Here is a 14,683-nt window from a genome sequence, read left to right as displayed (position 1 = left end):
AACTGCTCCCGCAAAGCCTTAGGCAGCTTGGTAATCGTCAGTGCGTCGTTGTCACGGTCATAGTAAACCGCCTGATTAACCAGATCCGATGAAAACGACACACTCATACCACCACCAGAACCCGCAATCCTCACCAACTTCTTCACCTTGCGATGATCCGGATGCAACACCCCGCTCTCCGGAAGCTCAGCCGTCTCACTGGCAAACTCCTTGAACCGCTGCGGCTGATCCTCGTCCAGATAACCCGAAAGCGCCTCAATAGCCACCGGTTCTCCAAGGGCATGCTGCTCTTTAGAGAATTCATAGGCCCGCGCCCGAATCTTGCCTGCCTCCTCAGGTTCCGACGACTTGGCAAAAGCCTCAACCGCATCCATAAACGTCAGCGTTTCCTTCTCCACATCCACCTGATTGGTAAAGCCACACAACCGGATAAACAACTCACCCGGCTCACCGCTACCACGGGCATGAACCAGCGTCAGATAATTCTCCCCGGCATTCTCACCCTGCCAGTCCTCCAACTCGATACGCACCGCCAGATTCAGCCGGGACAGACTGAGCACGTCCGTCGTATCAAGTGACTGTTGCCCGTCAAACCGCAAAGCACTGTCACTCTCCAGCACCAACAGATACATCACCTCCCCATCTGCAAGAGCTTCATGTACCAGCATCAGATGCCCCTGGTGCTCCTCCTGACTGCCGTTCAGCAACTCCTGCCACTGACCAAAAATTCGGTCAGTCAGAGACGCGAAACTCTGCTTGTCCTCCAGATAATCCTTCAGCCAGGCGCTGAAAGGGGACTCACCAATGTCGTCTGAAAAACGACCGTACTTCTTGCCCGGCTTGCTGTTGAACAGACGCTTCATCTGCTTGTGGAGGCCTTCATAGTCGCCACCGGGCTCGGACAGGGCCTCGCCTGGGCGAACCTGGGTGGGTTGTCCGGGCTGGAGCTGACTGGCGAATAGGGTGCGGAGCTGTTTGATGGCCATGGAGTTATTGGGTCCTTTCTTGGTAATACGTGAGAGGTTTTGAGGGTAAACGTTCAGGGGACGGGATTGTAATGGATTTTGTGGGGTTTTGGGGAAGGTTGGGTTTGCGGGAATATTTTAAATTTGTTTGATCGGTCACGGGGTGGGGGTGCCTTTTCTGCCGGGAAAAGGTGTCCGAGCGCAGCGAGTTCTTTTTCCAGAAGAAAAGGCACCCCCGCCGCGGGACCAGCCCCCCAAGGTTTCAGGCCAAGGGGGCGAAGGTTCCGAAGGCCAGACTAAACCCGCTTGTGCTTCATCAGATCCTGAATCAGCGAATTCACCCCGTCAGTAATTTCCTGATCGTCGTCCGCAGAAACAGAGGCCGAAGCCACATCCGTGCCCAGGTTCACTGCAATGGCAACCAGACCGTGAGCACTGATTACCTGAGCGGCGCGGCGACGGTCGTCAGCATTGCCGGAATTGTCTTCGGTCAGCACTACTGCTGTCTTGCCCTGGTCAAACAATGCGCGTTCAACGGCCAATGCCAGCGCGGTAGCCTTCTTGCCGTTACAGGCAATGATGGCCGGCTTCTGGGCCAGGCGGCGCTCACGTTCCTCGCTGGTCACCGGATCCAGGGACTCAACCGTGCCTGCAGTGCCGGCAATCATGCCCGCGCCAATGGTCACATTGGTCAGCCGGTCAATCACGATGAAGCTGCCCGTGGCGTGATTACGCGGATAGGCATCAAACGCAATAGGCTGGCTCAGGGTCAGTTCACACAGGCCGATCTCATTAAGCTGCAGGGCAGCAGGATTGTCGTTCTTCTCCAGAGTATTCACATCGGTCTGATGGTGAATCTTTTTCACCGTGCCCGAGGTAAACGTGGGGCCGAGTTTGATATCGTAAAGCCGACCGGTTTCCAGCGGGCCGTCAGTCATCCAAACGATATTGGCAGTGAAGCGGTTACCCACTTCCGGCTCATCCTCGGCTTTCACCAGCATGTCCCCGCGGCTGACGTCGATTTCGTCGGTGAGCGTCAGTGTCACCGCCTGGTCAATGTAGGCTTCCTCGAGGTTGCCATCAAAGGTCACAACTTCCTTGATGGTGCTGGTGCGCCGTGAGGGCAGGGCCATGACCTTTTCGCCCGGACGAATCACGCCCGAGGCTATAGTGCCGCAAAAGCCGCGGAAATTCAGGTGGGGCCGGGTTACGTACTGTACCGGAAAGCGGAAATGCTCCAGGTTCTTGTCGTGGGAGACTTCCACGGTTTCCAGAATGTCCATCAGCGGCTGGCCGGTAAACCAGGGCGTGTTCTCGCTCCTGTTGACGACGTTGTCGCCTTCCAGGGCAGAAATCGGTACAAAGCGGATGTCCTTCAGGCCCAGCTTGTTGGCAAAGGCCAGGTAGTCGTCCTTGATTTCATTGAACCGTTCTTCGCTGTGGTCCACCAGGTCCATCTTGTTGATAGCAACCACAATGTGGCGAATACCCAGCAGGGACGCGATGTAGGAATGCCGCCGGGTCTGGGTCAGCACGCCGTAACGGGCGTCAATCATCAGAATCGCCACCTGTGCGGTAGAGGCACCGGTCGCCATGTTGCGGGTGTACTGCTCGTGGCCCGGGGTGTCGGCGATGATGAACTTGCGCTTGTCGGTGGAGAAGTAGCGGTAGGCCACATCAATGGTGATGCCTTGCTCACGCTCCGCCTGCAGGCCGTCCACCAGCAGGGCCAGGTCCAGCTTTTCGCCGGTGGTGCCCATCTTGGCGCTGTCGGTTTTCAGGCTGGCCATGTGATCTTCGTAGATCATCTTGGTGTCGTGCAGCAGGCGGCCAATCAGGGTGCTCTTGCCATCATCCACGCTGCCGCAGGTCAGGAGGCGCAGCAGTTCCTTGTTCTCGTGTTGCTTCAGGTAGGCCTGAATATCTTCGGCAATCAGATCAGACTGGTGTGACATCTTAGAAGTACCCTTCCCGCTTTTTCTGTTCCATGGAGCCGGCCGAATCGTGGTCAATCACTCGGCCCTGGCGTTCGGAGCTGGTGGCCAGCAGCATTTCCTGGATGATCTCCGGCAGAGTGTCTGCCTCGGATTCAATGGCGCCGGTCAGCGGATAGCAGCCCAGGGTGCGGAAACGGATGGACTTCAACTCTGGCTTCTCGCCTTCTTTCAGAGGCATGCGGTCGTCGTCCACCATGATCAGAGTGCCGTCGCGCTCGACCACCGGGCGCTTGGCCGAGTAATACAGCGGAACGATCTCGATGTTTTCCAGATAGATGTACTGCCAGATATCAAGCTCGGTCCAGTTGGATAGCGGGAAAACGCGAATGCTTTCGCCCTTGTTGATCTTGCCATTGTAGATGTTCCAGAGTTCGGGTCGCTGATTCTTCGGATCCCAGCGGTGATACTCATCACGGAAGGAATACACGCGCTCCTTGGCGCGGGATTTTTCCTCGTCCCGGCGTGCACCGCCAAAGGCGGCATCAAACTTGTATTTGTCCAGAGCCTGCTTCAGGGCCTGGGTTTTCATTACGTCGGTGTGCTTTGCGCTACCGTGGGTAAACGGGCCGATGCCTTGTCTGATACCGTCCTCGTTCTTGTGGACGATGAGGTCGAGCCCGTACTCTTTTGCTTTGCGATCCCGGAATTCGATCATTTCCCTGAATTTCCAGGTGGTGTCTATATGCATCAGCGGGAAAGGTAGCTTGCCCGGGTGGAAAGCCTTGCGGGCCAGATGCAGCATCACCGCGGAATCCTTGCCGATGGAGTAGAGCATAACCGGGTTATCGAACTCAGCTGCGACTTCCCGGATGATGTGGATGCTTTCAGCTTCCAGCTGTTTGAGATGCGTCAGGTTGTAAGTGGTCATCGTATCCTGTTACCGCGTTTGCGTGCCTCCCGATCAGAGAGACTGGGCGTGTGAATGCGGTAATGATACCAGATCAGGTCATGGCATAAGAAGACGAGCAACTAGAGTTTGCTGCTATAACAATATAGCGGCGGAGCAGTGTGGCTGGCGGGTGTTACATGGGTCAGGGTGTCGGGGCAGAGAGAAGCTTGCTGACGTAGTTGTTGACGTACTCGAAGCCGTTGCCTTCGAATTCGGTGAACTGAACGCCAAGCTGGAACTGGTCGCGGGCAATACGGCGCATGTGCACAATATTGCCTCCGGCGATAACGGAAACCGGCTGGTGGGCAACAACAGGCACGGAGAAGGTCGCGGTGACGGAAATCCAGTTGCCGGGAGCCGGTGTTTTCTGGCCCGGGACAAGTTTCCTGACGGCTTCCTGGTCACACAGGATCATGATACCGGTGCGCGAAATATTGGATACCTCGCAGTCAAGCCAGCTGCCGTCTGTTTTTTCAATTCGCACTTCGGTGGCAACATCAACGCGTTGCTGATTGCGAAGGTTTGGCTTGGCGGCAACTGGTTTCATAGTGACTCTTATGGCATCTCTGGTTTCAAAGCAGGCTGCCTTACCGATTGTTCAGTCCTTTTTATACTTGCTTTTGCGCTTGTGACATACGCAAAGGAACCTCGCAGATCGTCATGATTTGGTAACACAACGGATGCGGGACGACGGCAAGCGCTTATTATTCCGACCTTAACTTCCTGAAAGTCTAGTTGTTTGTTTCGTGATCAGCAAGTTGACTGTCGCCAAAGCTGTCAGATTTGTGAACTGAATATGAACACAACGTCACTGATCGTGATGCACGTCAATTGCCCGACGACTGCATTCCCCGTTCGAGTTCACTGACGGTAGCAGTCTGGCTGAGGTAAACTGTCGGCCAACATTCACCTGGTGCCGGTTCCGGCGCCATGACTCCGTGCAGGTTATGACAGATAAAAATCTTTCCGTTCCCCAGGGTGGCAAAGTAGGTTTCATCAGCCTTGGATGCCCCAAAGCGCTCGTTGACTCGGAGCGCATCCTTACCCAGCTGCGGCTGGATGGCTACGACGTGGTGCCAACCTACAATGATGCCGATATTGTCGTGGTCAATACCTGCGGTTTTATCGACGCTGCCAAGCAGGAATCCCTGGACGCCATCGGCGAGGCCATCAGCGAAAACGGCAAGGTGATCGTCACCGGCTGCATGGGTGTGGAGGCGGATAAAATCCGCGATACCCATCCCGGCGTTCTGGCCGTTTCCGGCCCCCATGCTTACGAGGAAGTGGTTGGTGCCGTGCACCAGTTCGTGCCACCGAACAAGCAGCACGACCCCTTCACGGATCTGGTTCCGCCCCAGGGCATCAAGCTCACGCCCCGGCATTACGCCTATCTGAAAATCTCCGAAGGCTGTAACCATCGCTGCACCTTCTGCATCATTCCGTCCATGCGTGGTGATCTGGTCAGCCGTCCCATCGGCGATGTGATGGACGAGGCTCAGCGGCTGGTGGATGCCGGCGTGAAAGAACTGCTGGTGATTTCCCAGGATACTTCCGCCTACGGTGTCGACACCAAATACCGCACCGGCTTCTGGCAGGGCCGCCCGCTGAAAACGAAAATGCAGTCGCTGTGCGAGGCGCTGGGCGAGATGGGTGTGTGGGTCCGCCTGCACTACGTGTATCCCTATCCCCACGTGGACGGCATTATCCCGCTGATGGCCGAAGGTAAGATCCTTCCGTACCTGGATATCCCGTTCCAGCACGCCAGCCCGAAAGTCCTCAAGGCCATGAAACGCCCGGCCCACGACAGCAAGACTCTGGAGCGCATTCGCAAATGGCGGGAGATCTGCCCGGAGTTGACGATTCGTTCCACCTTCATTGTCGGTTTCCCGGGTGAGACTGAAGAGGATTTCCAGTACCTCCTGGACTGGCTGGATGAAGCGCAGCTGGATCGGGTGGGTGCCTTCAAGTACAGCCCGGTGGAAGGTGCCAAAGCCAACGAGCTGGAAGGTGCGGTGCCCGAAGATATAAAAGAGGAGCGTCTGGCCCGCTTCATGGAAAAACAGGCACAGATCTCAGCGGCCCGCTTGCAGGCGAAGATTGGCCAGACGATTGATGTGCTGATCGACGAAGTTGACGAGGAAGGCGCCATTGGTCGTTCAAAGGCGGATGCGCCGGAGATTGACGGGATGGTTTACCTCAATGACGAGACTGACCTGATGCCTGGGCAGATTGTTCAGGCCGTGGTTGAGCATGCGGATGAGCATGATCTTTGGGGTCGGCTTCTTCAGTAGTGTTTAGGCTGGGTTCCTAGCCTGGTTGTTGCGGGGTAAGGGCGTTGGCGGGTGCCTTCTCCCAAAAAACGCTACAAGCACGTCCCTGTGCGCTTGGGCTCCGCCATCCATGGCGGAGCCCAAGCGTCACATGGATGTGCCGAAGGAGCGTGTTTTGGAACCCCCTTCCTGCCTCGTGCCGTTAACTCCGAAGCCAGGCAGGCTGGGGCCGCAGCAAGAATTCCCCACCCAAAGCCTGACGGTTACCCCCCAAGCTTCTTAACAAGAATTTCGTTAAACAGCTTCGGATTCCCCTGTCCCTTGGAGGCCTTCATCAGCGGCCCCATGAACCCGCCAAGCATCTTCTTCTGCTTCTTGGGATCGGACTCCTGCTGGTACTGGGCAACCTGACCCGGCATGGAGGCCAGTACCTCGTCTACCATTTTCTCCAGTTCTCCCGTGTCAGACACCTGCTTCAGGCCCTTGGCATCGATAATGGCATCCACATTGTCGTTCTCACCGGTCCACAGGGCCTCGAAAACCTTCTTGGCGCCGGCTGAAGAGATCGTGTTATCGGCAATGCGCACCACCAGATCACCCAGTTGGGCGCCGGAGATTGGGGAGTCGGCAACGGACTTCTCCTCAGCATTCAGGCGTGCGGAGAATTCGCCCTGGACCCAGTTTGAGGCCAGCTTGGCATCTTTTCCGCGTTCTGCGACGGCTTCGAAGAAAGCGGCCAGTTTCGAATCGGCAGCCAGCAGGCCTGCGTCGTAGTCGTTCAGGCCGAACTGCTCCATGAAGCGGGCCTTGCGTGCGTCCGGCAGTTCCGGAAGGCTGTTACGGGCCTCGTCGATGAAGGCATCGTTGATTTCTACTGGCAGCAGGTCCGGGCAGGGGAAGTAACGGTAGTCATTGGCTTCCTCTTTCGTGCGCATGGAGCGGGATTCGTCGCGGTCGCCATTGTAAAGGCGGGTTTCCTGCACGATGGTGCCGCCATCCTCGAGAATATCCATTTGCCGCTCCACTTCGTGGGCAATGGCCTGCTCCATGAAGCGGAAAGAGTTCAGGTTCTTGGTTTCGGTACGGGTGCCCAGGGTTTCGGAGCCTTTCGGCTTGAGCGAGATGTTCACATCGAAGCGCATGGAGCCCTGGGACATGTCGCCGTCACAGATGCCCAGTGACGTAACAATACCGTGTAGCTTCTTGGCAAAGGCCACCGCTTCCTCTGCATTGGTCATGTCCGGTTCGGTGACCACCTCAATCAGCGGGGTACCCGCCCGGTTCAGGTCAATGCCGGTCATGCCGTGAAAGTCTTCATGCAGGGACTTGCCGGCGTCTTCTTCCAGGTGGGCGTGATGGATGCGCACGCGCTTGGTCTCGCCGTTGGCCAGATCGATATCCACATACCCCGGGCCCACAATCGGCCGCTCCAGCTGGGTCGTCTGGTAGCCCTTGGGCAGGTCCGGATAGAAATAGTTCTTGCGCTCGAACACCGAGCGGCGTTCGATCTCGGCGTTTACCGCCAGGCCGAACATCACCGCGTAACGGAAGGCCTGCTCGTTGGGCACGGGCAGAGTCCCCGGCATGGCCAGGTCGACGGCGTTGGCCTGGGTATTGGGTTCAGCGCCATAGGCGGTGCTGGAGCCGGAAAAAATCTTGGTTCGGGTGGCGAGCTGAACATGAATTTCCAGCCCGATCACAATATCCCACTGCATAATCAATCTCCTGTTTCGGGCTTATTGCGGTTCACGCTGGTGCCAGTCGGTCACCTGCTGGAATTGATGGGCGGCGTTCAGCAGTCGGGCCTCGGAGAAGTAATCCCCGATAATCTGCAGTCCCACCGGTAATCCGTCGACAAATCCTGCCGGCACCGACATGGCCGGAATACCTGCCAGGTTGATGGCAACGGTAAACACGTCCTCCAGATACATGGTGACCGGGTCGTTGGATTTCTCACCCTGAACAAAGGCCGGGGAGGGGGTGGTCGGGCTCATCAGCACGTCCACTTCGTTGAAGGCATTGATAAAGTCCTGCTGGATCAACCGGCGAACCTTCTGGGCTTTCAGGTAATAGGCATCGAAATAACCGGCCGACAGCGCATAGGTGCCCACCAGGATCCGGCGCTTCACTTCGGCACCGAACCCCTCGGCCCGGGTGCGGGTGTACATGTCGAGCAGATCTTTCGGATCTTCGCAGCGATAGCCATAGCGGGCGCCATCAAAACGGGACAGGTTGGCGGAAGCTTCAGCCGGCGCGATCACGTAATAGGCGGCAATGGCAAGATTGGCGTGGGGAAGGGACACGTCCTTCACTGTGGCACCCAGTTTCTCGTATTCGCGGATGGCGGCCCGTACCTGCTCTTCCATGGCTGCATCCAGGTTGCCGGCAAAGTATTCCCGGGGCAGGCCAATGCGCAGGCCTTTCAAGGGCTCGTTCAAAGTGGCGGTGTAGTCCGGAACGTCCCGGTCTATGGAGGTGGAATCCTTCGGGTCGAATCCGGCCATTACATTCAGCATCAGTGCTGCATCTTCGGCAGAGCGGGCCATGGCGCCGCCCTGGTCCAGGCTGGAGGCAAACGCAATCATCCCATACCGGGAAACACGGCCATAGGTCGGTTTCAACCCGGTCACACCGCACAGGGCGGCCGGCTGGCGGATTGAGCCGCCGGTGTCCGTGGCCGTCGCCGCTGGCACCAATCGCGCAGCAACCGCCGCTGCAGAACCCCCGGACGAGCCGCCGGGCACACGCTTTTCGCCGTTGCTCAGGCCCCAGGGGTTGGTGGTGGCGCCAAAATAACTGGATTCGGTGGATGACCCCATGGCGAACTCGTCCATGTTGGTCTTGCCAAGGCACACTGCACCCGCCTTGCGGAAGTGCTCCGTGACCGTGGCATCGTAAGGCGGCACAAAGTTCGCCAGCATCCTGGATCCGCAGGTGGTGGCGGTGCCACTGGTACAGAAAATGTCCTTGTGAGCGAACGGCACACCGGTCCAGGGCGTAGCCTTGCCTGCGGCCCGCTGCTCGTCAGCCGCGTGGGCATCTGCCAGGGCCTGATCTTCGGTAATAGAAATAAAACTGTTGAGCTGCTCGTCTTCTTTCCTGAGGCGGCCCAGATACTCCCGGGTCAGCTCCACACTGGAAATCTTGCCACTTTCCAGTTCACGGGAAAGCTCTGCTACGGATTTGTTATGCATGATGAATCCTGAAATCGCTGGTCGTCAGATCACTCGATACCTTTCGTTCACTCAATCACCCGGGGCACGAGATAAAGGCCATTCTCGGTCGCCGGCGCAATTGCCTGGAAAGCCTCCCGCTGACTGGTCTCCGTTACCTTATCCGGGCGCAGCCGCTGCACCGCATTCAACGGATGGGCCATGGGTTCCACAGAATCGGTATCGGCGGCACTTAACTGATCCACCAGGTCCAGAATATTGCCCAGATCCTTCTCCAGGGCCGAAACCTGCTCCTCATCCACACGGATGCGGGCGAGCACAGCCACTTTTTCAATGTCCTCACGGGAAATGGTCACATTGCCTCCCAGTAATATGAAGTTTCAGTAACTTGCAGACCCCACAGACCGGTCGGAGCCTGAATATTATTTGAGGCACGAGGGCGCTTGAGAGGCTGCTTTCCAAAACTGTGCGGAGCCATGGATGGCGGAGCCCAAGCGCCACAGGGATGTGCCTGAGCGTGTTTTGGAAAGCAGCCTCTCAAGCGCCCATGCACCCGAGTCGAAAATAAAAGTGCATGGTAACAGATTCGAACAATCGCGGGAGGGGCCAAAACAAAGGCGGAAAGCGTGAAAGACCCCGCGGGAGCCCCGATGGTGCCTTGCCTGCGGGGGTGCTCACTGCTAAAGTTGCCGCATCATTTTTTGCGACTGCAACTCTCAGGTTGAAACTACACGAATGTTGAAAAGACTCAGAGGCTTATTTTCCAGCGACCTGTCCATCGACCTGGGCACCGCCAACACCCTTATTTATGTACGCGAACGCGGCATCGTACTCAACGAGCCCTCTGTTGTGGCCATCCGCACCAGTGGTTCCCAGAAAATGGTCGCAGCCGTCGGCGCCGAAGCCAAGCGCATGCTGGGCCGCACTCCGGGCAACATCACCGCCATCCGCCCGATGAAAGACGGCGTCATCGCAGATTTTGTTGTTACCGAAAAAATGCTCCAGCACTTTATTCACAAAGTGCACGAGAACAGCTTTATCACGCCCAGTCCCCGCGTACTGGTCTGCGTGCCCAGCAAATCCACCCAGGTGGAAAAGAAGGCGATCCGCGAATCCGCCCTGGGTGCCGGCGCGAGGGAAGTCTTCCTGATCGAAGAACCCATGGCTGCTGCTATCGGCGCCGGCCTGCCGGTTGAAGAAGCCAGCGGTTCCATGATCGTCGATATCGGCGGCGGTACCACCGAGATTGCCATTATCTCCCTGAACGGCATCGTTTACGCTGAATCCGTGCGTACCGGCGGTGACAAGTTTGACGAAGCCATCGTCACCTACGTGCGTCGCAATTATGGCAGCCTGATCGGTGATTCCACTGCGGAGCGCATCAAGCACGAAATCGGCTGTGCCTATGAAGGTCTGGACATCCGCGAAATCGACGTTCGCGGCCGTAACCTGGCCGAGGGCGTACCCCGCGCCTTCACCCTGAACAGTGAGGAAATCCTCGACGCACTTCAGGAATCCCTGGCACAGATCGTCCAGACCGTCAAAAGCGCGCTGGAACAGTCGCCTCCCGAACTGGCCTCTGACATTGCCGAGCGTGGCATCGTGCTGACCGGTGGCGGTGCCCTCCTGCGAGGCCTGGACAAACTGATCAGCGAGGAAACCGGCCTGCCGGTGATCATCGCCGAGGATCCACTCACCTGTGTCGCCCGTGGCGGCGGCAAGGCGCTGGAAGTGATTGACCGTGGCGGAATCGGAATGTTCTCCCAGGAGGGCTGACCTTGACCCCGGCGGAACGCCCCGACATAGTCTCAACCCGGCCGCCGCTCGTGAAATCTCACGGCGGCGGTTGTCGTATGGACACCTGCAGGGAACGCGGGAGGGTTAGCCATTAAAACCATCTTCGTACAGGGACCCGTTCCCGGATTCAGGCTACTGCTGGTTATCGTGCTGTCGGCAGTGCTAATCGTTGCCGATGATCGCTTTGACCAGCTTACCCCGGTTCGCAGCGCTATTGGTACGGGCCTGGCACCCATTCACTGGTTGGGGCATGCCCCCTCCCAATTCAACGACTGGGTCGCGAGCCTGTTTACCAGCAAGGAAGATCTTCAGAAGGAGAATGAGGCGCTTCAGGCGCGGCTTCTGATACTGGAACGTCGGGCCCTCAAATATGCTGCCCTGGCTTCGGAAAACAACGAACTGCGCCAGCTGCTGAACTCGTCAGAAGTGCTGGACGACCGCGTTATTGTCGGCGAAGTGGTGGCAGTATCTCCGGATCCGTTCTCCCATGAAATTGTGATCAACAAGGGTAGCCGCGACGGTGTGGAAGTGGGTCAGGCGATTCTTGATGCCAATGGCCTGATGGGCCAGGTTGAGCAGACCAGCAGCTTTACCTCAAGGGTGTTGCTGGTTTCGGACAGCAGTCATGCCGTGCCCGTAGAGGTGGTTCGCAATGGCCTGCGGGCGGTTCTTCTGGGCAATGGCGATACCAGCTCTCTGGAGTTGGTGCATGTACCCGATACGGCAGATATCCGCGAGGGCGACCTTCTGGTCAGTTCCGGACTGGGGGGGCGTTTTCCCAAGGGTTATCCGGTAGCGGAAGTGGAAAGCATCACCAAGGAGCAGGGCGAGCCTTTTGTGAAAATCGAGGCGGCACCACTGGCGGAACTGAACAAGAGCCGGTTGATACTGGTGGTGTTCTCGCCGGCACAGGAGGCCACTGACGGCGCGCAGGAAGCAGGCCCCGCTGACGGTGCTGGCCGGGCAGAACAGGACGAGGTGCGCTGATGCTGTCGGTGATAAGTTATCCGGTATTTGCCCTGAGCATTGTGCTGGCCCTGGTGCTAAGCAGCTCACTGTTTCCCGTGGGCTGGTTCGAATTCCGCCCGGAATGGCTGGGGTTAATGGTGTTTTACTGGACGTTCCGGGCGCCGGCCCAGTTTGGCATTCTTCTGGCCTGGTGCCTGGGCCTGCTGCTGGATGTTCTGGAGGCGACGCCACTGGGGGTCAATGCCCTGGCCATGGGGGTGATTGCGTTCCTGGTGCTGACCATTCACCAGCGTCTGCGTATGTACCCCATGCCCCAGCAGTGCCTGATGGTTTTCCTGCTGCTGGGTATTAACCAGATGCTGGTGCATTTTATCAAGCAGATGCTGGGTGCGGACGACTCGGGCTTCAGCTATCTCTGGCCCGCGTTGACCGGCGCCGTGGCCTGGCCGATCGTGTGCGTGCTGCTGGACAATCTCAACCGCAAACTCGGATAGCGGAGGATCAGGGGTTCCATGACACTAATTGTTCTCGCCTCCGCCTCACCGAGAAGGGCCGAACTGCTGAAACAGATCGGGCTGTCGTTCGGTGTGCGGCCTGCGGATGTTGACGAAACCCCGAAGCCCGGCGAGTCAGCACTGCAATACGTGGAACGGCTGGCCCGGGCAAAAGCCCGGGCGGTTGCGGTGGAACAACCGGATGCCATAGTGATCGGTTCTGACACATCCGTGGTGCTCGCAGGCCGGATTCTGGGCAAGCCCGTTGATCGGAAGGATGCGGCAGAGATGCTCGGGCAGCTTTCTGGCACGACCCATCAGGTGATGACGGCCGTCGCCATTGCTACCGCAGACAGCTTTGAGTCCTGCGTTGTCACCACAGATGTGCGCTTTCGCCATCTGTCGGGCAAGGAAACAGAGGCCTATGTGGCCACCGGAGAACCCATGGACAAGGCCGGTGGCTATGGTATTCAGGGCCGGGGTGGTATTTTTGTAGAAGAACTCCGGGGTAGTTACAGCGCTGTGGTCGGTCTGCCCCTGCAGGAAACCGCAGAATTACTTGCCGGCGCCGGATATCCGGTCTGGGAAACCTGGAACAGCAGGCAGGAGAGCCGCAATGAGTGAAGAAATACTGATCAATGTTACCCCGGTGGAAACCCGGGTGGCTCTCGTGGAGAACGGCATGCTCCAGGAAGCCTACATTGAGCGGACCAGCCGTAAAGGGATTGTCGGCAATATCTACAAGGGCAAGGTGGTTCGCGTGCTGCCCGGCATGGAGGCGGCATTTGTGGACATCGGCCTTGAACGGGCCGCGTTTATCCATGCATCGGATGTGGTGCCTGTCCAGCAGCCGCCGAATGAACCCGCCGATGCACCGAAGACCGTACCCGATATCCGCACCCTGCTGCGGGAGGGCCAGTCGCTGGTTGTCCAGGTTACCAAGGACCCCATTGGCACCAAGGGCGCGCGGCTGACCACCCAGTTATCCATTCCCTCACGCTATCTGGTGTTCATGCCCGGCGTCAGCCATGTGGGTATTTCCCAGCGGATCGAAGACGAGAACGAGCGTGCGCGGTTGAGAGCGCTGGTGGAAGAAGGAGCGGCTGCCGACCCTGAAGTAAGTGGGGGCTACATCATCCGCACCGCAGCGGAAGCGGCCTCTGCGGAAGACCTTCTCGGTGACATGACCTATCTGCATCGCCTCAACCAGGCCATAGAGGAGCGAATTACCCGCAGCCAGGCGCCAGTCGGGGTCTACCAGGATCTGCCGCTGTTTATCCGCACCATCCGTGATCTCATTCGTCCCCAGACAGAGAAAGTCCGCATCGACAGCCGTGAAAGTCACCAGCGGGTGATGGAATTTGTGAACGAGTTTGTCACCGAGTTTTCCGATAAGGTGGAGTACTATCCCGGGGAGCGGCCCATTTTCGACCTCTACTCCGTTGAAGACGAAATCCAGAAAGCTCTCAGCCGCAAGGTTCAGCTGAAGTCGGGCGGCTACGTGATCATTGACCAGACCGAGGCGATGACCACCATCGACATCAACACCGGGGCGTTTGTCGGGCACCGCAACCTTGAGGAAACCATCTTCAAGACCAACCTTGAAGCGGCCCGTGCCATCAGTCGCCAGCTGAGGCTGCGCAACCTTGGCGGCATTATTATCATAGACTTCATTGATATGGACGATTCCGAGCACCAGCGCCAGGTGCACCGCATGCTGGAAAAGATGCTGGAGCGGGATCACGCCAAAACCAAGATTACCGGTGTCTCCGAACTGGGCCTGGTTGAAATGACCCGCAAACGCACCACTGAAAGCCTCGGGCAGATACTCTGCGAACCCTGCCCGATCTGCGATGGCCGCGGCTTCCTGAAGACCAGTGAAACCGTCTGTTACGAGGTGTTCCGGGAAATATTACGAGTCAACCGTGCCTATGATGCGGAAAGCTATCTTGTCATGGCCTCCCAGAGCGTGGTGGATCGCCTGCTGGACGAAGAATCCGATAACGTTGCCGACCTAGAGACGTTCATCAGCAAAACCATTCGTTTTCAGGTTGAGCCATTTTACAGTCAGGAGCAGTATGATGTGGTGCTGCTGTAACGCCGAAACGGCAGGCATTGACCAGGCGTAG

General features: G+C 57.8%; 13 protein-coding genes. 6 read left to right on the top strand and 7 right to left on the bottom strand.

The window, feature by feature from the left end; all coding sequences use genetic code 11:
* The 4 genes from ACESMB_RS06665 to ACESMB_RS06650 all read right to left on the bottom strand — a co-directional run.
* Positions 1-986 (bottom strand): nucleoid-associated protein (locus ACESMB_RS06665; RefSeq protein ID WP_372971161.1); only part of this gene is annotated, 986 nt, incomplete at its 3' end.
* A gap of 275 nt (positions 987-1,261) precedes the next feature.
* A complete protein-coding gene (cysN, locus tag ACESMB_RS06660; protein ID WP_372927522.1) occupies positions 1,262-2,920 on the bottom strand; it encodes a sulfate adenylyltransferase subunit CysN in 1,659 nt (552 codons plus the stop codon).
* Position 2,921: 1 nt separating this feature from the next.
* Entirely contained in the window at positions 2,922-3,830 is a 909-nt protein-coding gene (cysD, locus tag ACESMB_RS06655) for a sulfate adenylyltransferase subunit CysD (protein ID WP_372927521.1), read from the bottom strand.
* Between the two features lie 163 nt (positions 3,831-3,993).
* On the bottom strand, positions 3,994-4,398 hold the full coding sequence (locus ACESMB_RS06650; RefSeq protein WP_372927520.1) for a PilZ domain-containing protein: 405 nt from the start codon (positions 4,396-4,398) through the stop codon (positions 3,994-3,996).
* Positions 4,399-4,798: 400 nt separating this feature from the next.
* Between ACESMB_RS06650 and rimO the strand changes: the two genes are divergently transcribed.
* Positions 4,799-6,142 carry a 30S ribosomal protein S12 methylthiotransferase RimO gene (gene rimO, locus ACESMB_RS06645; protein WP_372971160.1) on the top strand — a complete coding sequence of 448 codons (1,344 nt, stop codon included), beginning with the start codon at positions 4,799-4,801 and terminating at the stop codon, positions 6,140-6,142.
* 242 nt (positions 6,143-6,384) lie between these two features.
* Here the strand turns inward: rimO and gatB are convergent, their stop codons facing one another.
* Genes gatB through gatC form a run of 3 tightly spaced genes read right to left on the bottom strand, consistent with a single transcriptional unit; the run spans position 6,385 to position 9,650 of the window.
* A complete protein-coding gene (gatB, locus tag ACESMB_RS06640) occupies positions 6,385-7,836 on the bottom strand; it encodes an Asp-tRNA(Asn)/Glu-tRNA(Gln) amidotransferase subunit GatB (protein ID WP_372971159.1) in 1,452 nt (483 codons plus the stop codon).
* A 21-nt stretch (positions 7,837-7,857) separates the two neighbouring features.
* Positions 7,858-9,315 carry an Asp-tRNA(Asn)/Glu-tRNA(Gln) amidotransferase subunit GatA gene (gene gatA / locus ACESMB_RS06635; RefSeq protein ID WP_372926590.1) on the bottom strand — a complete coding sequence of 486 codons (1,458 nt, stop codon included), beginning with the start codon at positions 9,313-9,315 and terminating at the stop codon, positions 7,858-7,860.
* A 47-nt stretch (positions 9,316-9,362) separates the two neighbouring features.
* Positions 9,363-9,650, bottom strand: coding sequence for an Asp-tRNA(Asn)/Glu-tRNA(Gln) amidotransferase subunit GatC (gene gatC, locus ACESMB_RS06630; RefSeq protein WP_372926589.1), 288 nt, complete (start codon positions 9,648-9,650; stop codon positions 9,363-9,365).
* 379 nt (positions 9,651-10,029) lie between these two features.
* On the opposite strand from gatC, the gene ACESMB_RS06625 reads away from it, so the two are divergent.
* From ACESMB_RS06625 to rng, 5 genes are all read left to right on the top strand, one after another.
* Entirely contained in the window at positions 10,030-11,070 is a 1,041-nt protein-coding gene (locus ACESMB_RS06625; RefSeq protein ID WP_285391217.1) for a rod shape-determining protein, read from the top strand.
* A 111-nt stretch (positions 11,071-11,181) separates the two neighbouring features.
* Positions 11,182-12,078: a rod shape-determining protein MreC gene (gene mreC, locus ACESMB_RS06620; RefSeq protein WP_372926593.1), complete on the top strand. Its 897-nt coding sequence runs from the start codon at positions 11,182-11,184 to the stop codon at positions 12,076-12,078.
* Positions 12,078-12,554 carry a rod shape-determining protein MreD gene (mreD, locus tag ACESMB_RS06615; RefSeq protein WP_372926588.1) on the top strand — a complete coding sequence of 159 codons (477 nt, stop codon included), beginning with the start codon at positions 12,078-12,080 and terminating at the stop codon, positions 12,552-12,554. The genes mreC and mreD overlap by 1 nt, the downstream gene beginning before the upstream one ends.
* A gap of 18 nt (positions 12,555-12,572) precedes the next feature.
* Positions 12,573-13,178: a Maf family protein gene (locus ACESMB_RS06610; protein ID WP_372971158.1), complete on the top strand. Its 606-nt coding sequence runs from the start codon at positions 12,573-12,575 to the stop codon at positions 13,176-13,178.
* Positions 13,171-14,652, top strand: coding sequence for a ribonuclease G (gene rng / locus ACESMB_RS06605; protein ID WP_372926586.1), 1,482 nt, complete (start codon positions 13,171-13,173; stop codon positions 14,650-14,652). Before ACESMB_RS06610 ends, rng begins: the two co-directional genes overlap by 8 nt.
* Positions 14,653-14,683: the final 31 nt, after the last annotated feature.

Source organism: Marinobacter sp. (assembly GCF_041686475.1).
GTDB lineage: Bacteria > Pseudomonadota > Gammaproteobacteria > Pseudomonadales > Oleiphilaceae > Marinobacter.
The sequence above is the reverse complement of the archived record's forward strand: the minus strand, read 5'-3'. Positions and strand labels throughout refer to the sequence as shown.